Source organism: Streptomyces sudanensis (assembly GCF_023614315.1).
Lineage (GTDB): Bacteria > Actinomycetota > Actinomycetes > Streptomycetales > Streptomycetaceae > Streptomyces > Streptomyces sudanensis.
Genome location: NZ_CP095474.1, coordinates 193157 through 215256 on the forward strand (window position 1 = coordinate 193157; position 22100 = coordinate 215256).

Here is a 22100-nt window from a genome sequence, read left to right on the forward strand (position 1 = left end):
GNAGNCGACNAAGCCGTNNCGGGTNCNGCCCCTCGNNNGGCGNGGGCGGCGNCCNNCGCCGGGGCGACCGCTCCCGGCGCGGGACGGGGGCGGCGGCCGTCCGGGTGACAGAGTGGCCCCCGTGAACTCACCGAACGCCAAAGCCGACCTCCTCCGCTACCTGCAGTCCGCCCGCGACGCCCTGCTGTGGAAGCTCGAAGGGCTCTGCGAGTACGACGTCCGCCGCCCCGTGACGCCGACGGGCACCAACCTCCTGGGGCTGGTGAAGCACGCGGCCGGAGTGGAGCTGGGCTACCTCGGGGACGTCTTCGGGCGGCCCTCCGGGGAGCCGCTGCCCTGGCTGGAGGAGGGCGCCGAGCCCAACGCCGACATGTGGGCGACCGCCGGCGAGTCGCGTGCGTCCGTGGTGGGGCTCTACCGCCGGGCGTGGGCCCACGCGGACGCGACGATCGGCGCGCTGGAGCTGGACGCGGTCGGCACCGTGCCGTGGTGGCCGGACGGCCGGGACAAGGTGACGCTGCACCACGCCGTCGTGCGCGTGATCAGCGACACGTGCCGGCACGCCGGGCACGCCGACGTCGTACGGGAGCTCCTCGACGGCGCCGTCGGGACGAACGAGGGCGCCGGCGGCATGGTGTCGGACGACCCGGCGTGGTGGGAGGAGTACCGCGGCCGGCTGGAGCGCGCGGCCCGGGAGGCGGACCGCGGCGCCTGACCCCGGGCGCGCCGCGCGGTTCCGGACCCCGGCCGCGGGCGGGCCGGGGCNGGCCGCCGTCAGGTGAGGGAGGCGACGAGGAGGGAGGCGTCGTCCCGGAACAGGGCCAGGCCCCGGGCGGTGCTCCCGGTGCGCGCCGGGCCGTCGGGGACGAGGCGGGCGGCGGCGGCCAGGAGGGACGGCAGGTCGGGCGCCGCCGTCGTCAGGCCCTCCGCCGCCATGCGGCGCACGCCGTCCGCGCCGTGGCCGGGGATGGGCCGGTGGGCGACGACGGGCAGGCCGGCGGCGAGGGCCTGCGCGGCGGTCTGGCCGGCGGCGTTGTCGACCAGGAGGCGGGCGGAGGCCATCAGGGCGGGCAGGTCGTCGGTCCAGCCGAGCGCGACGGCGCCCGGGACGCGGGCGGCACGGCGGCGCAGGCGCTCGTCGCGGCCGCACAGGACGACCGGGCGCAGGCCGTGCCGGGCCAGGGCCCGGGCGGTGCGCGGCAGGTCGGTGCCGACGCCCCAGGCGCCCGCGGAGAGCAGGACGGTGGGNCNGGGCGGGTCGATGTGTATAAGAGGCAGGGGCCTGGGCGGCGGCGTGGAAGGCGGGCGGTACGACGGGGCCGGGCGCGGCGGTGCGGCGGCCGGTTCCGGCGCGGGCCGCTTCGGCGGCGCCGGGGCTGACGCACAGGTACAAGTCGTTGCCCGGGTGGAGCCAGCCGCGGTGGACGGCGAAGTCGGTGACGTACACGGCGCTGGGGACCTCCAGGGTGCCCCGCTGCCGCATGCGTCCGGTGACCTGCGCGGCGAGGTGGAAGGTGGAGACGACCACGTCGGGGCGGAACCGGGCGGTCAGGGCCCGCAGGGGGCGTTCGGCGAGCGCGGCCAGCGGCGAGGTGTCGGCGTGCGGGGCGGCGGGGCCGTCCGGGCGGGCCNGGGGGGGGGCGAGGAAGACGCGGTAGACCGCCGCGTAGAGCGGGGGGAGGCGGCGTACGGCGGTGCGGTAGAAGGCGCGCAGGGCGGGCCCGGTGCCGGGGGGCAGCAGCGCCAGGACGTCGTGGACGTGCGTGTGGTGGCCGCGGGCGCGGAGCCGGCGGGCGAGTTCGGCGGCGACGGCGTCGTGGCCCGCCCCCATGCCCGCGCTCAGGACCAGGCAGCGCCGCGTCATGTGGTCGCCCTCCGGTGGCGGGGTGCGGGTCCCTCCCATCGTGGGGGCGGGGTGCGGGCCGGGCGGCCCGNACCNNGCCTGTTCGGGTGGTTCGCGGGCCGGGCGGCCCGTCCGGCGGNGNGGTCCGGGGAGGAACCTGGGGTCCGGGGGTGCGGGCGCGCGAGTGCGGAGGTCTGGCATGGCGGGAACGGCACGGCCGGTCGTGCTCATCACGGGTGCGTCGTCGGGGATCGGGGAGGCGGTGGCCGGGCGGTTCGCCGCGGACGCCGGGCGGCGCTGGCGGCTGCTGCTGGCCGGCCGGGACCGGGAGCGGCTGGGCGAGGTGGCGCGCCGCACCGGCGGCGCGGAACTGCCGGGCGACCTGGCGGGTCTGGCGGGCGTCGAGGAGCTGGCCGCCCGGGCCCTGGAGCGGGAGGGCCGGGTCGACGTGCTGGTCGCGGCGGCCGGGCTGGGCTGGGCCGGGCCGCTCGCGCGGACGCCGCCGGAGGTCGTGGAGCGGCTGGTGGCGGTGAACCTGACGGGCGCGGTGCACCTGGTGCGGCTGCTGCTGCCGGGGATGGTGGAGCGCGGTGCGGGGCGGGTGGTGCTGGTCAGTTCGATGGCGGGCTGGGCGGGCGTGGCGAACGAGGCGGTGTACGCGGCGACGAAGGGCGGGCTGCTGGCGTTCGCGGAGAGCCTGCGCTACGAACTGGCGGGCACCCGGGTGGGGGTGACGGCGGTGCTGCCGGGCGCGGTGGACACGCCGTTCTTCGCGCGCCGCGGCGTCCCGTACCACCGCGGCTGGCCGCGGCCGGTGCCGGCGGGCCGGCTGGCGGACCTGGTGTGGCGGTCGGTGGTGCGCGGGCGGGACGAGGTGTTCGCCCCGGTGTGGCTGGCGGGTCCGGCCCGGCTGCGGGGCGGTGCGCCCGGGTTCTTCCGCGCCATGGCCAAGCGGTTCGGCTGAGCGCCGCGCGATGCTGGCCCTGTCGGTCTGCCTGGCGCTGCTGGCGGCGGTGGGCAACGCCGCGGCCTCGGTGCTGCAGCGGCGTGCCGCGGCCGACGCGGGCGCGGCGGGTGCGGCCGGCGGGTGGTGGCCGGGCCTGGTGCGGCGGCGGGTGTGGGTGTGGGGTGCGGCGCTGTTGGGCGTGTCGGGGCTGCTGCAGGCGCTGGCGCTGGCGACGGGGCCGCTGGCGGTCGTGCAGCCGGTGATGAGTACGGAACTGCTGTTCACGCTGGTCCTGGGCGGGCTGGTGTTCCGGCGGCGCCCCGACCGGCGCGCGTGGTGGGCGTTCGGGGCGATGGCGGCCGGGCTGGCCGCGTTCCTGGCCCTGGCGGAGCCGTCGGGCGGGCGGGCGACCGTGCCGGCGGCGGACTGGCTGCGGGCGGGGCTGGTGGTCGGGGCGGTCGCGGCGGGGCTGGTGGCCGTGGCGCCGCGGCTGCCGTCGGCGCCGCGGGCGGCGGTGCTGGGGACGGCGACGGCGATGGGGTTCTCCGGGACGGCGGCGCTGCTGAAGGACGCGCTGGGCCGGGCGCAGGAGGGGCCGGCCGCGGTGTTCGGGGGGTGGCAGGTGTACGCGGCGGTGGCGGTGGGGCTGGCGAGTTTCCTGCTGCTCCAGGTGACGTTCCGGGCGGGGACGCTGGCCGCGTCGCAGCCCGCGCTGACGCTGGGGGACGCGCTGCTGAGCGTGGTGCTNGGGGNGTGGCTGTTCGACGAGCGGGTGGTGGTGGGCGCCCGGGGGGTCTTCGAGGTGCTCGCCGTGGGGGTGCTGGTGGTGGCGTGCGTGGAGCTGGCACGCTCGCCGCTGGTGACCGGCGGCGACGGCAGGGACACCTGGTGAGCGCGCCAGGCGCGGCCGGGTGGCGCGTGGCGGCCCGGCGCGGTGCCCTGCGGGCNGGGGGGGTCGCGGTGGGGCTGGCGGGCTGGCACGTCGTGCCGGCCCGCCNGCGACGTGGCTGCCGGCACGACGTGCCANGGNCGCNGTNGNCGNGCGCNGGACGGCCAGGGGCGATCCGGTCGGGCGGGTGGCGCTGACGTTCGACGACGGGCCCGACCCGGTCACGACGCCGCTGTTCCTGCGGGCGCTGGAGCGGTTGTCGGTCCGGGCGACGTTCTTCGTGCTCGGCGAGCGGCTGGAGCGGGCGCCGGCGCTGGGGCGGCTGGTCGTGGCGGAGGGGCACGAACTGGCCGTCCACGGCTGGGGGCACGACCCGCCCTGGGTGCCGCGGCCGGTGCGGGACGTGCGGGAGGTGGCGCGGGCGGCGGCGCTGGTCGCGGACGTGGCGGGGTGCCGGCCGCTGTGGTACCGGCCGCCGTACGGGGTGCTGACGGGGGGCCGCTGGGCGGCGGCGCGGGCGGCGGGGCTCCGCCCGGTGCTGTGGTCGGCGTGGGGGCGCGACTGGACGGCGGAGGCGTCGCCCGCGAGCGTGCGGGCGGAGGTGGCGCGGGGGTTGCGGGGCGGCGCGACGGTGCTGCTGCACGACTCGGACGCGGTGTGCGCGCCCGGTTCCTGGCGGGCGGCGCTGGAGGCGCTGCCGGGGCTGGTCGCCGACTGCCGGGCGCGGGGGCTGGCGGTGGGCCGGCTCGACGGGCACGGTGTCGGGCCGCCCGGCGGGCGGCGCGCGGACCGGTGACGGCCGGTCAGGTACTGCCGCGGGGCGTCCCCGGCGCGCCGGCGCGCCAGGAGTGCGGGGCGGGGTGGGGGCGCCACCGGCGGTCCCAGTCGGCGCGGCGGACCCGGCGCCGGGGGTGCCCGGGGGTGTGCCCGCCGCCGTGGGCGAGGGCTCCGATGAGGGCGGTGACGGCGGCGAGTTCCGCTTCCGTGGGTGAACCGTGGACTATCCGCAGGTGGTGGTGCATCGGTCCAGTGTCCGACGGGAGCGCGGCCCGCGCATCCGCTGCCCGGCCGGCGGTGCGCGCCTGCCCCGCGGGGAGCGGGGGGTTCCGGCATCGGGGTGACGGCCGAACGGGTGGGAGACCGGGGCCCGGGCCCTTCCCCGTACGGGCGGGGCGCCGCCCGGCCGTCCTGCCGGCGTCCCCGGGTGGCCGCCTCGGCGCGCGGGACGGGCGCGGCTCGCACATCCTCGGAATGAACGCGAGCAGAACGCGACGAAAGGGCTCGACAGCATGGCCACGTTGTGCAGACCCGCGGTGTCCGTCCCCGAGCACGTGATCACCATGGAGGAGACGCTCGAGCTGGCCCGGACGATCCACGCGGACCACCCCCAGCTCCCCCTCGCCCTCCGGCTGATGGAGAACACCGGGGTCCGCAAGCGGCACATCCTCCGGCCCATCGAGGAGACGTTGAGGCACCCCGGCTTCGAGGAGCGCAACACCGTCTACGAGGAGGAGGCGAAGGCGCGGGTGCCCGCCGTGATACTGCGCGCCCTGGAGGACGCGGAGCTGCGCCCCGCCGACATCGACGTGATCATCTACGTGTCGTGCACGGGCTTCATGATGCCGTCGCTCACGGCGTGGCTGATCAACACCATGGGCTTCCGCAGCGACACCCGCCAGGTGCCCATCGCCCAGCTGGGCTGCGCGGCGGGCGGCGCGGCGATCAACCGCGCCCACGACTTCTGCAGCGCGTACCCGGACGCGAACGCGCTGATCGTGGCGTGCGAGTTCTGCTCGCTCTGCTACCAGCCCACCGACCTCGGTGTCGGGAACCTGCTGTCCAACGGGCTGTTCGGCGACGGGATCGCCGCCGCCGTCATGCGCGGCAGCGGCGGCACGGGCGTGGAGCTGGAGCGCAACGGTTCGTACCTGGTGCCGGAGACGGTCGACTGGATCGCCTACGACGTCCGGGCGACCGGGTTCCACTTCAAGCTGGACAAGCGGGTCCCGGGCACCATGGAACCGCTGGCCCCGGCGCTGAAGGAACTGGCGGGGCAGCACGGATGGGACGCCTCCGACCTGGACTTCTACATCATCCACGCCGGCGGGCCGCGCATCCTCGACGACCTGAGCACGTTCCTCGGGGTGCCTTCGGAGGCGTTCCGCTTCAGCCGCGCCACGCTCACCGAGTACGGCAACATCGCCAGCGCCGTCGTGCTGGACGCGCTGCGCCGGATGTTCGACGAGGGTGGGGCGCCGGAGGCCGCGCGGGGCCTGCTCGCCGGTTTCGGGCCGGGCATCACCGCGGAGATGTCCCTGGGCCGCTGGACGACGTCGGCCTCCTCCCCCGCCGCCGCCTCGGCGCGGGGGAGCGCGGCGACCGCCGTGACGCCGAGGGCGTTCGTCGACGCGTACGCGGACACCGAGGAGCCCGGCCGTGCTGGATGACACCACGACGACACCCGAGGCGGCCCGGGAGGGCGCCGCCGACGCCGGCCCGGCGCTGCCGCCGGTGCGGCACTGGCCGGCGCTCGACCTGTCCGGGGTGGACTTCGACCCGGTGCTGGCCCGGCTGATGGACGAGGGGCCGGTCACCCGCATCAAGCTGCCGAACGGGTCCGGCTGGGCCTGGCTGGTGACGCGGTACGACGACGTGCGGACGGTGACGAACGACCCCCGGTTCAGCCGGAAGCTGGTCGTGGAGAACGACGTCACCCGGCTGGCGCCGCACTTCATCCCCGTCGACGGGGCGGTCGGGTTCGAGGACCCGCCGGACCACACCCGGCTGCGCCGCGCGGTGGCGCCCGCGTTCACCACGCGGGGTGTGGAGCGGCTGCGCGACCGGGCCCGGGAGATGCTCGACGAGCTGGTCGAGGGCGTCCTGCGGGACGGGCCGCCGGCCGACTTCACGCAGCGGCTGCTCGGGCCGTTCCCGCTGGCCGTCGTGTGCGAGCTGATGGGTGTGCCGGCCCAGGACCGGCCGAGCATGCACGAGTGGACCAACCTCATCCTGTCGTCGGCGCAGGGCGCGGAGCGCAGCCAGCGCGCCAAGGAGGAGATGTGCGCCTACTTCGCCGAGGCGATGCGCGGGCGGCGCGGTACCGGCGGGGAGGACGTCATCGGGCTGCTGTCGGCCGCGGTGGAGGCCGGGGAGATCACCGAGTCGGAGTCGGTGGGCCTCGCGCTGCTCGTCCAGATCGGCGGCGAGGCGGTCACCAACAACACCGGGAACATGCTGTTCATCCTGCTGACCCGGCCGGACCTGATGGACCGGCTGCGCGCGGACCGGGAGGGCCGGCCGCGGGCGATCGAGGAGCTGCTGCGGTACATCCCGCACCGCAGCGCGGTCGGGCTGTCGCGGATCGCGCTGGAGGACGTGACGGTCTCCGGTGTGCGGATCCGCGCCGGTGACGCGGTGTACGTGTCGTACCTGGCGGCCAACCGCGACCCGGAGGTGTTCCCCGACCCGGAGCACATCGACTTCGACCGGGCGCCCAACCCGCACGTGGCGTTCGGGTACGGGCCGCACTTCTGCGTCGGCGCGATGCTGGCGCGGCTGGAGTCGGAGCTGCTGGTGGACGCGTTGGCGGACCGGTTCCCCGGGCTGCGCCTCGCGGTGCCGGCGCAGGAGGTCCCGTTCCGGCGCGGCGCGCTGATCCGGGGCCCGGAGTCGATGCCGGTGGTCTGGGGATGAGCGCGCACGCCGCGCCGGACGGGCTGCTGGTGCCGACCGGGCACGGCCGGACGCTCACCGCGCCCGCCCACCAGGTCACGTTCAAGGTCACGGGCGAGCACGCGCGGGCCGCGTCGAGCTTCGAGGTGGTCGTGCCGCCGGGCTTCGACGTGGGCGCCCATGTGCACGCCCACAGCGAGGAGTTGTTCTACCTGCTGGAGGGCGAGCTGGAGGTGCTCGCCTTCGAACCGCGGGTGCGGACGCGGGACGACTGGCGCCACTGGGAGTCCCCGGGCGGGCGGCGGACGGTGCGGGCCGAGCCCGGCACGGTGATCGTGGTGCCGCCGGGCTGCCCGCACGCGTTCGCGAACCGCACGGACGAGCCGGCGAGGATGTTCTTCCAGGCGTCCCCTCCCCCGGACCACGAGCGGTACTTCGAGGAGCTGCTGGAGATCCTCGACGGGGGCGGTCCCCCGGACCACGCGGCGATCGCGGCGCTGCGCGCCCGGTACGACATCGAGCAGCTGACGCCGATGCGGTACGGGGCGCCGGTGCGGTGAGGCGGGCCCGCCCCCTCCCGGTGCTCCGGACGGAGGGCTGGGCGGGGGCGGACGCGCACGGGCCCCGCCCCCGCCCGCGGGGGCGAGCCGGAGCCCGTCCGCCGCCGGGTCACGGGGTGGGCACCCTGCCTCCCCTGCGGGCGCGGGTCGCGCGGGTGAGGAGGGCCATGGCCGCTCCGAGGAGCAGGGCCACCAGGCCGGTGAGGACGTTGTTCCACACGCTGCGGGTGGTGTCGACGTTCCCGGCGACGAGCCACGGCGCGAGGATCGTGAACGCGCCGATGGCCACGGCGCACCAGGCCATGGCGTGGGTCCGCTCATACGCCGAGCCGAGGCCGCTCATGCACAGCGCGTAGGCGAGGCCGAGGATCAGGTTGCACACGGCGAGTGCCGTGAGCCCGCTGAATCCCGCTATCCAGGGCGACGCCGCCAGGTACACGCCGGTGAGGAAGGCCAGCGCCTCCAGGGCCTGCCCGCGCGGGGTGCTGGTGGCCCGTTCGAACCGGGCGCGCATCTCGGCGATGTCGGGGTGGTGCTCGATGGTCGGGTGAGTGGTCATGGTGGGCCCGCCTCCTGGAGGAGCTCTTATCTGCCCTTTATAGACATAACACCCCTTTTCGCCCGTTCAGGTCAACACGGAATTGACGCCCCCATGCGAGCGGACGGCGCGGACACCGGCCGCGCCACCGGCCGCCCGGCCGCCCGGTGGCGCGCGGCGGGGGCCGGAGGCGCGCGGCGGGGGCCGGAGGCGCGCGATGGAGGCCGGCGACACCCGCACACACCGCCGCGAAAGGAGCGCGGACCGCCGCGGACCGGCGGAGGACCGCACGGGACCGCGATCCCCCCGGCGGCGCGCGCCGGGGCCGCACCCGGGCGGCCCCGCGGGCCCGACGGGAAGCCGGACGCGTTTGTCACCACTGCATTTCGGACGTGTTGTGATTCACACACCGCACCGATTCCCTCATGGTTCACAGATGAACCAAATCGGCGACGCTACGTCAACCAGTAATGACAGCACGTCACCCATTCGACCGAAGATCTCGACTGCCCGTTTCAGGCCACCGCTTGAAAAGCCGACAGAACCTGAAAATCTCCCGTGAACGTGCATCGAAAGCCTCGGCGCGACAGTCTGTTCACACACCACGACCGAACCGGACATAAGGGAAAGGCATTCTCATGTCGCACAAGCGGACATCCGTACGGCGCACCGCGGTCCTCGGGATGATCACCGCTGCGGCGATGACCGCGCTGGCACCGGCCGCCACCGCCGCCCCGGAACGGGCGAGCACCGGCGCCTCGCGGCTCTACGCACCGAACGCGCTGGTCCTCACCGTGGCGGAGGGCGAGAAGGCCAGGACGGCGACGCCGCTCCGCGCGGTCACCCTCACCTGCGCCCCGACGCCCGGCGGGACCCACCCCGCGCCCGAGGAGGCCTGCGGCGAGCTGCACGCGGCGAATGGCGACTTCTCCGTCTTGCGTGGTGAGGAGGGACGCGCCTGCGTCAAGATCTACGACCCGCTCGTGGTCACCGCCGAGGGCGTCTGGGAGGGCAAGCGCGTCAGGTACGAGCGCACGTTCGGCAACTCCTGCCTCCTCCAGGCCGAGGGCGGCAGCGTCTTCTCCTTCTGACCCCCGTCCTCCGGACCGCTCCGGCGGCCCGCACGCCCTCCCGCCACGGGAGGGCCGTGCGGGCCGCCGCCGCGTACGGAGGGCGGGCCGTCCGACACGGGCGGGCGAAAACGGGCATACGTGAATACGGGCGCCGTCGCCGGCACCGGCCGTGGACCCCGCCCCCAACAGGACCGTGAGCCGTGGAACGTGAGCCATGGACGTGGAGAGCGCCGCCGACCAGTTGTACGGGCTGCCGCCCGCCGAGTTCACCGCCGCCCGGGAGCGGCTCGCCGCCCGGGCCCGCGCGGCGGGCGACCGCGCGCTGGCCGAGCGGATCCGGGCGCTGCGCCGCCCCACGCTGGCCGCGTGGGCGAGCAACCTGCTCGTACGCTCCCGGCCCGGCGAGGCCAGGTCGTTCACCGCCCTCGGCGACGAGCTGCGCCGGGCCCGCCGCGGCCCCGGCGGGGCACGGCCGGGCGGACCGGACCGCCGGCACCACGACCTGGTCGCCTCGCTGACGCGGGAGGCGCAGCGCCTGGCGGCCGAGTCCGGCCGGGAGATCGGGAGCGCCGTCCGCGAGCAGGTCGAGGCGACGCTGTGGGCGGCGCTCGCCGACCCGCGGGCCGCGGAGCGGTGGATGTCGGGCCGCCTCACCAGGGCGCTGGACGCCCCGGCCGCCCCTGGAGCGCCCCGGGCCGCCGGAGGCGGCGGACCGGGGCCTCCATCCCCGCCGCCCTCCTCTTCCGGCGGTACGGGGAGGCCCTCCGGCGCCGCGCGGGCACTCCGCCCGGCCGGGGGCACGGACGGCGGCGCGGCCGGCCCCGGGGGGGGCGCNCCNTNNCCGGGGGAGCCGGGTCCGGCCGTGGCCGCCCGGCGCGAGGCGGCGGCCCGGGAGATCGAGGTGCGCCACGCCCAGGACGCGCTGGAGGGCGCCGAACAGCGGGCGCACGAGGCGGACCTGCAGGTGGCGGAGTTGCTCGCGCGGCTGAGGGAGGCGCGGGCCCGCAAGGAGGCGGCGCACGGCGCCGTGCGCCAGGCCGAGGAGTGGGTCCGGGAGGCCGAGCGGGCCGCCCGCCGGGCCGCGCGGCACGCCCGGGAGGCCGGCGGTCCGCCCGAGCGGGGCGCGCGGGGCGAGCACCCGTAGAGCGGCCCGCGGCGGCGGGCGGGACACGCGGAGGCCGGGCGTACCCGGCGGCGGAGGCGCAGGGACCACGGGGCGTACGACGACGGGGGCGTACGGGGACGGGGAGCGTACGCGGCGGGCGGGCGGCGCGGGGCGCACGGGCGGCAGGGCGCCGTCCGCACCGACCCGGGTTCGGCCGGGCGGGGACGGGCGCGGCCGAGCGGGGACGGGCGTCCCCGCTCGGCCGGGCGGGGACGGGCGCGGCCGGGCGGGGACGGGCGCTGGCCGGCGGAGGGCGCAGGCGGCGCGGCAGCCCTCCCCTCCTTCCGAAGCCCCTCCCGAAGTCCCTCCCGAAAGGGCCGGAGGGGCGCCGCGGGAGCCGTGCGCCGTACCCCCGCCGGGGCGCCCGGAAGCCGCGTCCGCCGAGGGGGTGCGGACGGCCGTGGGCGCGCCGGCGCGGAGGCCGGCGCGCCCACGGCGACCGGGGTGCCGACCGGTGGACCGCCACCGGCCGGCGGGGCGTCAGCGGGAGGCGAGGAGCAGGCGGCACTCCGCCTCGTGCTCGCCGGGCACGTGCTGCGCCGACCGCACCTCGAAGATCCGGCCGAGCGCCTTCTCGACCTCCTCCAGCGCGTGCTGGCCGCCGGTCAGCAGCGCCTCGACCGGGGAGTCGAGCCGCGGCGCGCCGGCGGGTTCCCCGGAGCGGGCGGAGCTGTCGAACGTGGCCGTCCACACGGTCGGTTCGCGTCCGGAGGCGGGGCGGGGCGCCACGTCCTCGCATCCGGCGAAGACGTCGCTCAGCGCGCCGAAGACCGCCTCCGCCTCCGCGCGGCCGCAGTCGCTGAGCTGGACGGTGACGTCGCAGTCGGCGGAGTGCTCCTCCCCGCTCCGGTTCGCCGTGTCCTTTTCCGGGTCGCTTGCCATGGCGTCTCCACGTCCTTCCGTCGAACCCTGCGCCAGGAGTTCTCGCCTGCCGCCCCTGGCCTGCGCTTTCTTCCCTGTCTGTGGAAACGTGACGCGGTCCCGCCCGCATCTTCACTCATCCGTCCACACCCTCCGCTTCCACGCCCGGCCGTGTTCCCACGGGAACGCCGTCGGGAACATGCGCCGGGGCGGAGTTTCCCGTGATCTCGGACGCGTCGTCGCGCCGCGAAGGTCCGGCCCTGCCGGTGGCGCGGGTGTCTTCCGCGGGGCGGAGGGCAGCGCCCCAGGGCGTTCCCGCACGGGCGGCCCCTGGTGGAAGGCTCCCGACGAAGCCGAAGGCGCCATGTGGGCCGTCGCGCGGCCGGGTTCGGAAGGCAGGCTCCGCTCTGCCCTCCGAACCCGCTCGGAGGCCCTCCGCGGCAGCACTGTCGAAGCGGTTCCGGGGACGGTTCCCGCCCCGCCCGCATCCCGGTCCGCCCTTCGTGTCCCGCGACTGACGAACGAAGCGTTCCGGCCCCAGTCGCCGTGATCGCGCGGCCGGGCTCCCGGCGGCGGCCCCCCGCGCGGCGGTCGCGCCGAGTGCCCGCCCCTCTCGCACGGGCCGTTCCCCGTGGCGCGTCGCGAACCGCTCTCTCCGCCGACCTCTTCGCCGCGAAGGCGTCCGTCTGCTGCCCGGTCCGGTCGGCGCGCCGGACCGGACCGGCCCGCCACACCCCCTCGCCTCACTCGTCCGGATGAATGACCGGCAACCGCGTTGTAGACCGAACGGACCGGCTCGCAGTATCGACGGGCAGCGGCGGGCAAAGAGGCGTCACGGTCCACCGGAAGGTGGTCGACCGGCGTCTGATCGGGGGAACAATGGAGCGCGACGACCTGCTTCGCCACCGGATCGTCCGGGTCGACCGGGAGATCGACGACGACCTCGCCAACGGCGTCACGACGCAACTGCTCCGGCTGGCGGGCGAGGGCCCGGCGGACATCACGCTGTACGTCGATTCCGGAGGCGGATCGGTTCCCGCGGGGATGGCCATCCGCGACACGATGCGGTACGTCCCGTGCGACGTGTCCACCGTCGTGGGCGGTCTCGCCGCGGGGATGGGGCAGTACCTGCTTTCCGCGGGAGCCCGGGGCAAGCGCTATGCCGTGCCGTGGGCGCGGATTCTCCTGGCCGAGCCGTGGGGCAGGCCGCAGGCCGGGAGCGAGGAAGCCATGGAGCGCATGCTCGGGAAGATCGCCGGGGAGATCGCCGAGGACACCGGGCAGACCGTCGGACGGATCCGCGAGGACTGGGGGCCGGACGCCTGGTTCACCGCCGAGGAGGCCCGCGCGTACGGCCTCGTCGACCACGTCGCCGCCCTGGTGGGACCGAGGGCCGGGGAGACCGTGTCGTTGATCCGGTCCTGCCTTTCCCCCGAAGGGGGGACGAACGCGCCCCCGGGCTCCTGCGGGGTGGAACCGGAGACACGGCGCATGGCCATGGACGTACTGGAGGACATCCCCGCCTGGAGGCTGCGGCGAGGGGACTGGAACGCGGTCGGGCACGGTCTGGAGGCCATGAGGCGCTCGCTCGCGGCCGGGGACACCGCCGGTCTGCGGCGGGCCCTGGCGGATGTGGAGATGGCGGGCCCCCACCGCATCGTCGGCTTGGAGGACGCCGCTCTGCTGCCGCTTCCCGAGGAGTGCCGGGAACGGGTCGACGAACTGGTCCACGCTTTGGAGCCGGCGGCCCCGGCGGACCGGGCGGGTGGGCGGACCACCTCCGGCGGCGACGGTGCGAGCAGCGGTGCTGCAGGCTGAGGCCCTGGGCGTACACCTGTTCGCCCTCACTGGCGGAGCACACCGGGAAGGCGCCCTCGCCGTGCTGGCGGAGGTGTGGGGCAGGTGCGGCACCGTGCTGGGGATGACGGACCCGGTGGAGCGGACCGGGGTGGCGATGCAGCCGGAGGGTGGCTGGGAGTCGTTCCCCGGCACCGCTGTCACCGGGACGGCGGGACTGCTCGCGGCCAGGATGCGACCGGGACCGGGCGTGTGGCAGGCGGCCCTGCGACGGGAGCACGACGTGGTGTGCCTGTCGGTCATGCTGGCTCCGGCCGCCGAGGAGGGCCTGGGCTGGGGCGAGCTGGATGCGCGGTGGTCGGCAGTCCTGCCGGCCGGGCAGGCCACGGAGGAGTGTCTGCGGGGCAGGGGCGTACTGGGAGTGGCCAGGCTGTACCTCGCGCGGCTCGCCGAGCCGGGGGCCCGGCCCGCCCCGGAGCCCGACCGCCCACTGATGGCTGCGGTACGGGCCCGGACGCCGGCCGACCCCGCCGCGCCCGACGGCTGGCCGTACGGGGGCGTCACCGTCTCCCAGGGTTTCGCGGTGTGGGAGGTGTCCGCCGCCCGGGACGCGCGCCTGGAACGGCGGCTGGTCGTGGTCGCCGCCGAGGACCAGGACCGGGAGCTGACGGCCTGGGCCTGGACGACCCGGGCACGCGGGCTGCCGCTCCTGGGGAAGTACCTGTTGCACGCCGCCAGGCTCCGCTACCAGTTGTACGTGTGGTCCGCGGCCGGAAGCGCCGGGCGGTTGCGCGACGCCGTGGACGCGGCCGTCACCGAACTGCTGGAGCGGACCGCGGCCCCGTACGGCCCCGGCCGCGAGGCGGACCTGCTCCGGGCCACCCGCGCGCTGGTCGGCCTCCAGGCTCGGGAACGGGGCCTGGTCGACCGCTCGACCCGCAGCCGCGAGATGGCCCGCACCGTGGAGATCGCCGCTGCCAACCTCGCCGCCCTCGGCGGCCCTTCGCCCGGCGGTGCCCGTCCCGGTGGGCCGTTCGCCGACGACCACGCGCTGGCGGAGTGGTTCGGCAGGCGCCTGGACGACGAGGCCACTTATCTGGAGGCCGCGCTGCGCCGTTGCGAACAGGTCGGAGCCTTCACCGACCAGTTGCTCCAGCGCGCCGGGCAGCGCCGTCAGGAGACGGTCAACCTCGGTCTCACGGGGGCTGTCGGAGCGGTTCTGATGAGTCTCACCGCCATCCAGTCCCTGCAGTACACCGTCCCGCTGCCCGGCCCGGTCAAGCCTGCCGCCGTCACGTCCCTGGGCGCCCTCGCCCTGCTCGTCTCCCTCGTGGTGCTGCGCGTGGTGTCACCGGAGCGGCGCTGGACGGCGGTGCTGGTCGGGGCGGGAGCGGCGGCGCTGGGCGCGGCCCTCGCCTGGACGGCGATGTCCGCCGCGGGTGTCGCGGGGGCGGGCTGGACGTGGACGGGCGGGGGAACCGGAGCGGCCGCCGGGCTCACCGTCGCCGGCGTGGTGTCGCGCCGGGGCGGTCGAAGGTGAGGACCGGACCCCATGGCCGCGGAGAGGGATGCGGGGAAGGACGCCGATGAGTTACAGCGTTTCGTGGAACGGCGACGACCGGTCGAGGTGGTCGGCGAACAGGGAGCACCGGCCCTCCCGGCAGTCGGAACAGCCGCCCGGGCACCGGCCTGCGGCACGCCCGCCCGCAACCGCCACGTCGACCGCCCGAGAGCTCTTCCGACAGGGCATGGCCGCGCATGCCCGTTTCAGGGACAGCGGCGAACGCCGTCACCTCGACACGTGCATCGACCTTCTCGGCCGGGCCGTCTCCCGTTCCCTGCCCGACGGTCCCGGCCTGACCGCCTTCTCGAACAATCTGGGGGTGGCCCTGTTCGACCGGTACAAGCTCGGACAGAAGACGGCCGGGTCCGGACCCCACTCCGGCGATCTCGACCAGGCTCTCGAACACCTCCTGCGTGCCTACCGGAACTCGCCGCCCGACAGCCCCACCCGCGCGCGGGCCACGAGCGGCCTCTTCCACGCCTACGAGGCCCGCCTGGCCCGGTCCGAGCCCCTGCCCGGTGATCTGGAACGCCGCCTGCCCTCCTTCAGGTCGCTGCGCCGGGAGGTGGGGCGCACCCCGGGTGTCGCCGTTCAGGTACGGCTGCGGGCGGCTTACGAGAGCGGGCGTTCGGCAGCCGACACGCGGGGGCCGGCAGCCGGCTACCGGGATCTGGCCACCGCCGTCACCCTGCTGCCCAGGGCGCTGTGGGGCGCGCGCGAGGAGATGCTGGAGGTGCTCGCCGACCATCCCGGGCTGGCCTCGGAGGCGGCGGCGTGCGCCCTCGACGCGGGGGACACCGTCCGCGCCGTGCAGCTCCTGGAGCACGGGCGCGCCATCCTGTGGAAGCAGCACACACAGGCCCGGTCGCCCCGCGAGGAACTGTGGGAGAGGCGGCCCCGGTCGGCCCGGCTGCTGGACCGGTTGCACGTCATGCTGGAGCCGCGGATCCACGTCCCCGCGGGCTCCGCGGACTCGCGCGTCGTCTCGCAGGACGTGCGGATGGAGGGGCTGGCCGGCGACGGCAACCCGCTCGTCCGCGCGTACCACCTGCTGAGCTCCGGCCTGCGCGGCGGGGCCGCGGGCGACCCCCCGCTCAGCCGCTTCGAGCAGCAGTGGGAGCGACTGTCCCGGGAGGCCTGGTCCAACGACCCCGCCTTCACGGAACCGGACTACGACGCCCACCTCAAGCCCGCCGCGGACGAGGGTCCCATCGTCTACCTCAACGTCAGCCCGTGGCACTGCGATGCGGTGATCATCCGCCGGGAGCACCGCAAGCCCGTGCGCCTCCCGCTCCCCGACCTGACCGCCGACGCCTGCCGCGACCGGGCCGAGCGCTACACGGCCGCGATGAACGAACTCACCGGCACCGAACGGGAAGAGGCCGTCCGGGACGTGCTGGACTGGCTCTGGCGCACCGTCGCGGAACCCGTACTGGCCGCCCTGGACCTGCCGTCCGGCTCCTCACGCGTCTGGTGGGTGCCCACCGGCCCCCTCACCACCCTGCCGCTGCACGCCGCCGCGCCCCGGGACGCGTCGGACGGCGCCTCCCTGCTCGGCCTGGCCGTCTCCTCCTACGTACCGACCATGTACCGCCTCGTCACGGCCCGGCAGTCCCGCGACGATCCACGTGGCACTCCCGTCCACCACCGCCGCCTCCTCCTCGTCACCCCGGACACCGGACACCTTCCGGCCACCGCCCGCACCCACGCACGGCTGCGGCGCCTCTTCCCCCCGTACGCCCTCACCGTCCTCTCCGGCCCCGAGGCATGCCACGGCCGGGTCGGTGCCGCGCTCCAGGAGCACGCCTGGGTTCATTTCGACTGCCACGCCGTACAGGACCCCGGCGACCCCCTCCGCAGCCATCTCTCCCTCCACGACCGCCCGCTGACCGTCTCCGAGCTGGCGGACCTCCCCACGGCGCGGGCGGAGTTCGGCTTCCTCGCCGCGTGTGCCACCGCCGCCGGCGGCACCCTCGTCCTCGACGAGTGGATCCACCTCACCGCCGCCCTGATGCACTCCGAGTTCCAGACCGTCATCGGCACCCTGTGGCCCGTTCCCGACGGTCCCACCTCACGCATTGCCCAGGACGTCTACGGCCGGCTGTCCGGCGGCCCCGGCCCGTCCCCGTTCGACCCCACCAAGAGCGCCGCCGCCCTTCGCGACGCCCTCGTCGCGGAACGCTCCCGCCGCCCCGACCACCCCAGCGCCTGGGTCTCCTTCGTGCACTACGGCGTCTGAGGCCCGGTGGCCGGGCCCTGCCCGGGTGCCGGGGGCCGCGCGACGGGCACCCGTCTCCCCCGTACCCCCGTACCTCCACGGACGGCACCCGTGTGCCACTCCGTCGGCGGACGGACGCGGTGCGTGTTTGCGGGGACACATGCCTGGTACCGGGACCGGGCAGGCCGGGGCCGCCCCCAAGGCATCGACGAGAGGAACAGCCATGCCCGCAGGATCCGACTCCAAGCGCGAGCGGCAGTACGAGCACATCAAGGACAGCGCCCGCGACCGCGGCGAGAGCGAGAAGCGCGCCGAGGAGATCGCCGCGCGCACGGTCAACAAGGAGCGGGCGCGCAGCGGCGAGGCGAAGTCGTCGGGCGGGTCCTCCGGCAGGACGTCGGCGCGGGACACCTCCTCGTCGAAGCGCGGCGGGCAGCAGTCGCGGGGCGGTTCCGGTGGCGCGCGGAGCGGTTCCGGTGGCGCCACGTACGACGAGCTGTACGCCGAGGCCAAGAAGCGCGACATCCCCGGCCGGTCCTCGATGAACAAGGCGGAGCTGCAGCGCAAGCTCGGCAGGTGACCCGGCCGCCGCCGGCCGGGTCAGGCGGGGCCCCCGCCGAAGGGACTGCTCTCCAGGCGGGCGAGCAGGTCGGCGGGGTCGTCGTACAGGGCGGCCGCCCCCGCGTCGGTGAGGTCCGCGCGGGGGATGCCGCCGCACAGGAGGCCCACGCAGGTCACTCCGGCGCGGCTCCCGGCCTCCATGTCCCAGACGGTGTCCCCGACGAACACGGACCGGTCGGCCGGCGCGCCGGCCAGTTCCAGCGCGTGCCGCACCGGGTCCGGGGCGGGCTTGCCGTGCTCGGTGTCGCCGGCACTGGCGACGGCGGTGACGGCGTCGTCCGCGTCGATGGCGCGGCGCAGCGCGGCGAGTTCGGCGCCCCCGGCGGACGTGGCCAGGACGACGGTCCACCCCCGCCCGGCGAGGGTCCTCAGCAACCTGCCCGCCTCGGGGAACGCGGGCAGGCGGTCGGCGTAGGTGCCGTACAGGGTCTTGTGGGCGGCGCTGATCGCGGCGTCCCCGCCGCGGTCCCGGCCGGGGTCGAGGAGGTGCTCCACGAGGTCCTCGGCGCCCAGTCCGACGGCCCGGTGCACGGCGTGCATCGGCACCCGGTGGCCGGCCTGCCGGAACGCCTCCCACCAGGTGACGACGTGGAGGTGGTTGGTGTCGGCGAGGGTGCCGTCCACGTCGAACACGGCAGCGCGGTTCATGAAGGTCCTCTCTGTGGCCGTACGTCGGGCGCGGTCGGCGCCCGCGGTGCTCCTGCTTCCCCGCTTCACGCCCGTCAGCCCTCGACGCCCGTCGCGCCGTGGGGGGCGCCGACCGGCTTCGACTCCGGGGAGCCGCGCTGCCGCAGGTAGACGGAGAAGATCGCCATGGAGCCGATGGCGAGGAGTTCCGACTGCCAGTTCTGCAGGGTGCGGCCCCAGAAGTCGGAGGAGGCGAGGTACGCGGACCAGGGCAGCGGGTCCCGCAGTTCGCGCAGCCTCTCCTCGCCGTGGGCGGCGGCGCCGCTCAGGGACTGGACGTACCAGGAGCCGAGGAAGACGGCGCACATCCAGATGCCGAGGGAGCGCGAGTACAGGGCCCGGCGCAGGCCGTCCGCGCCCGCCCAGCGCGGGGAGTCGGGGGTGGCGTGGCGGCCCGTGCGCTGCTCCTCGTCGGACTCGGTCCCGGCCTTGTGCATCTCCTTGGACTCCGGGGAGCCGCGCTGGAGCAGCCACACCGTGCCGAAGAGGTAGAGGAAGAACTGCAGGTACTCGGACTGCCAGTTCTCGGTGACGGCGACGGCGAAGTCGGCCGACGCGAGGTAGCGGGCGAGGCCGACGGGTTCGGCGCCGAGGGCGCGCATCTCCTCGTCGTACCGCGCCCGCCCGGCGACCGCCTGGCAGCAGAGGGTGATCAGGAACCCCGTCCCGAAGGCGAGGGAGAGGCCGCTGTCCCGGGCGAAGCGGAGGAGGCGGTTCACCGGTGGGCCGCCCCGAGCGCGCCGAAGTAGGCGAGGCCGCAGACGAGGACGAGGGCGTACAGCGTGAACATGGTGCGCACGGCGGGTCAGTCCCCTTTCACCCGGCAGTCGTAGGGGCGGTCGGGGCGCGGGGCGCAGCCCGCCGCCCTGATCTTCCAGCCGCCCGGGAACCGGGTGGCGAAGTAGGTGTCGCGTTCCAGGACGACGCGGGCCTGGTGGCCGTACACGTCGGTGGTGCGGATCCGGCCGGGGGCGGGCAGGGCCGCGTCGCGGAGCCCGGCCTCGCAGGACGGGCCGGGGTCCCGGGCCAGTGCCTCGCGGGTCGCCGGGGCCAGGAGGCCGCAGGCGGCGGCGCGGCCGGCGCCCGCGGTGTGGCCGGCGAAGCGGACGGCGACCGCGGCGACGGCGGTGCGTTCGGCCTCGGGGGCGGAGCAGCCGGTGAGGGCGGCGGACGGGACGAGGAGCGCGAGGACGGCGGGGAGACGGCGCACGGGGATCCGCTCCTCTCGGTGCCCGGCCTCGCGGGACCCTCCCGGAGGTGCGGGTACGAGCATGGGGGCGCGGCGGCGGCCGGTCACGCCTCCACGGCGCGACACCCGGTGGGCTTCCTTCCGCTGCCGTACCGGAGGCGTGGGGCGCAGCGGCCCGGAGGGCGGTGCGCCCGGGCGGCTGGAGGACGCCGGAGCGGGTACCAGGGACGGGTCGGACGGACGACGGGAGGGTGAGGAAGATGCCTGGCCAGGAGCGTGAGAGCGCGGAGAACACGGGCGGTGTGCCCGGCTCGCCGGCAGTCGGGGGGTCAGCGGTGGAGCAGAGAGGGGACCGGTACGAGACGCCGAAGGAGCAGGCGGACCGCCGGTGGACCGAGCTGCTCCAGGAGATCCGGGTCGCGCAGACGGGGGTGCAGATCCTGTTCGGCTTCCTGCTGACGGTGGTCTTCGCGCCCCGCTTCGCCGACCTGTCGGACGTGAACCGCACGATCTACATCACGACGGTCGTCCTGGGCGCGACGGCGACGGGCGCCCTGATAGGCCCCGTGTCGCTCCACCGCCTGGTGTCGGGCCGCAGCATCAAGCCACAGACGGTGGTGTGGGCGTCGCGGATGACGTTCACGGGGCTGGTGCTGCTGCTGGCGACGATGGTGTCGTCGCTGTTCCTGATCCTGCGGGTGGCGACGCACGACGGCTACGTGCCGTGGCTGGTGTCGGGAGTGGCGCTGTGGTACCTGCTGTGGTGGTTCGTGCTGCCGCTGTGGGCCCGGCACCGCTACACGACGCGTGACTGAGGGCCCGCCAGGACCCGGTCGACGGTGTCGGCCTGGGCGGCGGGCTTGTCCGGGCGGTGCCGTACGACGCGGGCGAACCGGAGGGTGACCCCGGCCGGGTAGCGCGGGGAGCGCTGGAGGCCGTCGTAGGCGATCTCGACGACCAGTTCGGGCCGTACCCGGACGGTGGACCCGTCGTCGGAGACGGCCAGTTCGCGCAGCCGGTCGGTCTGCCAGCGCAGCATCGTGTCCGTGAGGCCCTTGAAGGTCTTGCCGAGCATCGCGAAGCCGCCGTCGGCGGTCCGGGCCCCGAGGTGGAGGTTGGACAGCAGCCCGGTGCGCCGGCCGTGCCCCCACTCGGCGGCGAGGACGACCAGGTCGAGGGTGTGGACCGGTTTCACCTTCAGCCAGGAGCGTCCCCGCCGTCCCGCGCCGTAGGGCGCGTCGAGCGCCTTGACGAGGACGCCTTCGTGGCCCCGGTCGAGGGTGTCGGCGAAGAACGCCTCGGCGGCGCGGCGCTGCCCCGGGTCGGCGGGGTCGGTGACCACGGTCCGCCGGACGCGCAGCTCCTCGGGGAGGAGGCGGGCGAGGCGGGCGTGCCGCTCCCGGCCCGGCAGGTCCAGCAGGACGGCGCCGTCCGCGGCGAGGACGTCGAAGAACACCGGTGACACGGGGCGGGCCGCCGCGGCCGCGGTCACGTCGGTGCGCGAGCCCACGCGGGAGGCGGTCTCCTGGAACGGGGCGGGCCGGCCCGAGGCGTCCAGCGCGATCACCTCGCCGTCCAGGACGAACTCGTCGCCGGGGACGTCGCGGGCGGCGGCGCGGACCTCCGGCAGCCGGTCGGTGATGTCGTCGAGGGAACGGGTGTAGATCCGCACCTCGTCGCCGGTGCGGTGCACCTGGACGCGGACGCCGTCGAGCTTCTCCTCCACGGCGCACGGCCCGAGCGCGGCGAGCGCGTCGGCGACGCTCGCCGCGGTGTGGGCGAGCATCGGCTGGACGGGCGTGCCGACGCGGAGCCGGAACCGCTCCAGTGCGGCCGGGCCCTCGGCGAGGAGGGCGGCGGCGACCCTCGGCAGGGACCCGTCGAGCATCACCGCGCGGCGTACGTCGGCGGCCGGGGCCCGGGCCGCGGCGGCGACGCCCTCCAGGGCCACGGCGTCCAGCGCCCCCTGCCGGATCTCGCCGGTGAGGAGCCGCAGGAGGAACCGCTGCTCGGGGGCGGTGGCGGCGGCCATGAGGCCGTGGACCAGGCGCCGCCGCTCCGCCTGGGAGCCGGGCCCCGCGACATCGGCGAGCGCGGTCAGCGCGGCGTCCGCGTCGGCGACGGTGAGGGTGGCGCGGTCCGCGGGCGCGACCGGTTCCCGCAGGGTGCTCCAGCCGACACCGATGCGGCCCTGGGGGATCCGGCCCGCGAGGTAGGCGATGACGAGGGGGACCTCCGCCGGCGGGGTCGCGGAGAACAGCTCCGCCAGTGCGGCGGTCTTGCGGGAGCGCGCCGGAGTGGCGGCGACCTGCTCGGACACGTCTGCGAGTCGGGCCAGGAGCATGCGGCCATCGTGCCCGCGGCCGGCGCCCCCCACACGCGGAGCGGCTCCCGACGGGTGGTCCGGCAGCCGGCGGACCGGGGGCGCGTGCCGCCTCGTTCGCGCCGGGAGTCCGGGCGCTCCCCTACAGGTACAA

At 76.2% G+C, this 22100-nt stretch carries 20 protein-coding genes and 4 pseudogenes; 14 read left to right on the plus strand and 10 right to left on the minus strand.

From position 1 onward, the window contains the following. Positions 1-112 precede the first annotated feature (112 nt). A complete protein-coding gene (locus tag MW084_RS00810) occupies positions 113-715 on the plus strand; it encodes a DinB family protein (protein WP_010468149.1) in 603 nt (200 codons plus the stop codon). Positions 716-774: 59 nt separating this feature from the next. Here MW084_RS00810 and MW084_RS00815 read toward each other — a convergent pair. The 3 genes and pseudogenes from MW084_RS00815 to MW084_RS00825 form a co-directional block, all read right to left on the minus strand. Further along, positions 775-1248 (minus strand): glycosyltransferase (locus tag MW084_RS00815; RefSeq protein WP_275563409.1); only part of this gene is annotated, 474 nt, incomplete at its 5' end. A 3-nt stretch (positions 1249-1251) separates the two neighbouring features. Then, positions 1252-1631: pseudogene (locus tag MW084_RS00820) on the minus strand (MGDG synthase family glycosyltransferase); the annotation flags it as partial. A gap of 1 nt (position 1632) precedes the next feature. Continuing rightward, positions 1633-1864 (minus strand): annotated as a pseudogene (locus MW084_RS00825) (MGDG synthase family glycosyltransferase); the annotation flags it as partial. Between the two features lie 178 nt (positions 1865-2042). Here MW084_RS00825 and MW084_RS00830 point away from each other — a divergent pair. The 4 genes and pseudogenes from MW084_RS00830 to MW084_RS00845 form a co-directional block, all read left to right on the plus strand. After that, the gene (locus tag MW084_RS00830) at positions 2043-2807 is read left to right on the plus strand and encodes an SDR family NAD(P)-dependent oxidoreductase (protein ID WP_010468147.1); all 765 of its coding nucleotides are present in this window, start codon (positions 2043-2045) and stop codon (positions 2805-2807) included. 10 nt (positions 2808-2817) lie between these two features. Further along, positions 2818-3536 (plus strand): DMT family transporter (locus tag MW084_RS00835; protein ID WP_275563411.1); only part of this gene is annotated, 719 nt, incomplete at its 3' end. A gap of 6 nt (positions 3537-3542) precedes the next feature. Continuing rightward, positions 3543-3681, plus strand: a pseudogene (locus MW084_RS00840) (DMT family transporter); the annotation flags it as partial. A 155-nt stretch (positions 3682-3836) separates the two neighbouring features. Continuing rightward, a pseudogene (locus MW084_RS00845) lies at positions 3837-4474 on the plus strand (polysaccharide deacetylase family protein); the annotation flags it as partial. A 7-nt stretch (positions 4475-4481) separates the two neighbouring features. On the opposite strand, the gene MW084_RS00850 reads toward MW084_RS00845, so the two are convergent. Next, on the minus strand, positions 4482-4700 hold the full coding sequence (locus tag MW084_RS00850; protein WP_010468142.1) for an acyl-CoA carboxylase subunit epsilon: 219 nt from the start codon (positions 4698-4700) through the stop codon (positions 4482-4484). 267 nt (positions 4701-4967) lie between these two features. Between MW084_RS00850 and MW084_RS00855 the strand changes: the two genes are divergently transcribed. The 3 genes from MW084_RS00855 to MW084_RS00865 are packed head-to-tail and all read left to right on the plus strand — an operon-like array spanning position 4968 to position 7910. Continuing rightward, positions 4968-6125, plus strand: a complete 1158-nt coding sequence (locus MW084_RS00855; RefSeq protein WP_078571325.1) for a type III polyketide synthase — start codon at positions 4968-4970, stop codon at positions 6123-6125. 55 nt (positions 6126-6180) lie between these two features. Then, positions 6181-7371, plus strand: coding sequence for a cytochrome P450 (locus tag MW084_RS00860; protein WP_029553242.1), 1191 nt, complete (start codon positions 6181-6183; stop codon positions 7369-7371). Then, positions 7368-7910 (plus strand): cupin domain-containing protein, encoded by a 543-nt coding sequence (locus MW084_RS00865; protein ID WP_010468139.1) that lies wholly within the window; start codon positions 7368-7370, stop codon positions 7908-7910. Before MW084_RS00860 ends, MW084_RS00865 begins: the two co-directional genes overlap by 4 nt. A gap of 109 nt (positions 7911-8019) precedes the next feature. Here MW084_RS00865 and MW084_RS00870 read toward each other — a convergent pair whose 3' ends face one another. Continuing rightward, positions 8020-8469: an SPW repeat protein gene (locus tag MW084_RS00870; RefSeq protein WP_010468138.1), complete on the minus strand. Its 450-nt coding sequence runs from the start codon at positions 8467-8469 to the stop codon at positions 8020-8022. 617 nt (positions 8470-9086) lie between these two features. Between MW084_RS00870 and MW084_RS00875 the strand changes: the two genes are divergently transcribed. Next, complete coding sequence (locus MW084_RS00875) at positions 9087-9539, plus strand: subtilase-type protease inhibitor (RefSeq protein ID WP_010468136.1); 453 nt, start codon at positions 9087-9089, stop codon at positions 9537-9539. A gap of 1627 nt (positions 9540-11166) precedes the next feature. Here MW084_RS00875 and MW084_RS00880 read toward each other — a convergent pair. Then, on the minus strand, positions 11167-11568 hold the full coding sequence (locus tag MW084_RS00880; RefSeq protein WP_010468134.1) for a hypothetical protein: 402 nt from the start codon (positions 11566-11568) through the stop codon (positions 11167-11169). A gap of 828 nt (positions 11569-12396) precedes the next feature. On the opposite strand from MW084_RS00880, the gene MW084_RS00885 reads away from it, so the two are divergent. The 4 genes from MW084_RS00885 to MW084_RS00900 all read left to right on the plus strand — a co-directional run bounded on the left by MW084_RS00885 (position 12397) and on the right by MW084_RS00900 (position 17706). Then, on the plus strand, positions 12397-13365 hold the full coding sequence (locus MW084_RS00885; RefSeq protein WP_275563415.1) for a CATRA system-associated protein: 969 nt from the start codon (positions 12397-12399) through the stop codon (positions 13363-13365). Next, on the plus strand, positions 13352-14884 hold the full coding sequence (locus MW084_RS00890) for a CATRA conflict system CASPASE/TPR repeat-associated protein (protein WP_010468132.1): 1533 nt from the start codon (positions 13352-13354) through the stop codon (positions 14882-14884). The genes MW084_RS00885 and MW084_RS00890 overlap by 14 nt, the downstream gene beginning before the upstream one ends. 208 nt (positions 14885-15092) lie before the next feature. Further along, the gene (locus MW084_RS00895; protein WP_010468131.1) at positions 15093-17147 is read left to right on the plus strand and encodes a CHAT domain-containing protein; all 2055 of its coding nucleotides are present in this window, start codon (positions 15093-15095) and stop codon (positions 17145-17147) included. Between the two features lie 202 nt (positions 17148-17349). Next, positions 17350-17706: a hypothetical protein gene (locus MW084_RS00900; RefSeq protein WP_010468130.1), complete on the plus strand. Its 357-nt coding sequence runs from the start codon at positions 17350-17352 to the stop codon at positions 17704-17706. Positions 17707-17726: 20 nt separating this feature from the next. Here MW084_RS00900 and MW084_RS00905 read toward each other — a convergent pair whose 3' ends face one another. The 3 genes from MW084_RS00905 to MW084_RS00915 form a co-directional block, all read right to left on the minus strand. Continuing rightward, entirely contained in the window at positions 17727-18395 is a 669-nt protein-coding gene (locus tag MW084_RS00905) for an HAD family hydrolase (protein WP_010468129.1), read from the minus strand. Between the two features lie 74 nt (positions 18396-18469). Beyond that, positions 18470-19153 (minus strand): DUF6766 family protein, encoded by a 684-nt coding sequence (locus MW084_RS00910; RefSeq protein ID WP_010468128.1) that lies wholly within the window; start codon positions 19151-19153, stop codon positions 18470-18472. Between the two features lie 86 nt (positions 19154-19239). Continuing rightward, positions 19240-19644 carry a hypothetical protein gene (locus MW084_RS00915; protein ID WP_010468127.1) on the minus strand — a complete coding sequence of 135 codons (405 nt, stop codon included), beginning with the start codon at positions 19642-19644 and terminating at the stop codon, positions 19240-19242. A gap of 314 nt (positions 19645-19958) precedes the next feature. Between MW084_RS00915 and MW084_RS00920 the strand changes: the two genes are divergently transcribed. Then, positions 19959-20438 carry a DUF6328 family protein gene (locus tag MW084_RS00920; RefSeq protein ID WP_010468125.1) on the plus strand — a complete coding sequence of 160 codons (480 nt, stop codon included), beginning with the start codon at positions 19959-19961 and terminating at the stop codon, positions 20436-20438. Here the strand turns inward: MW084_RS00920 and MW084_RS00925 are convergent. Continuing rightward, positions 20420-21967, minus strand: a complete 1548-nt coding sequence (locus MW084_RS00925; RefSeq protein ID WP_010468123.1) for an ATP-dependent DNA ligase — start codon at positions 21965-21967, stop codon at positions 20420-20422. The genes MW084_RS00920 and MW084_RS00925 overlap by 19 nt on opposite strands. Between the last annotated feature and the right edge of the window lie 133 nt (positions 21968-22100).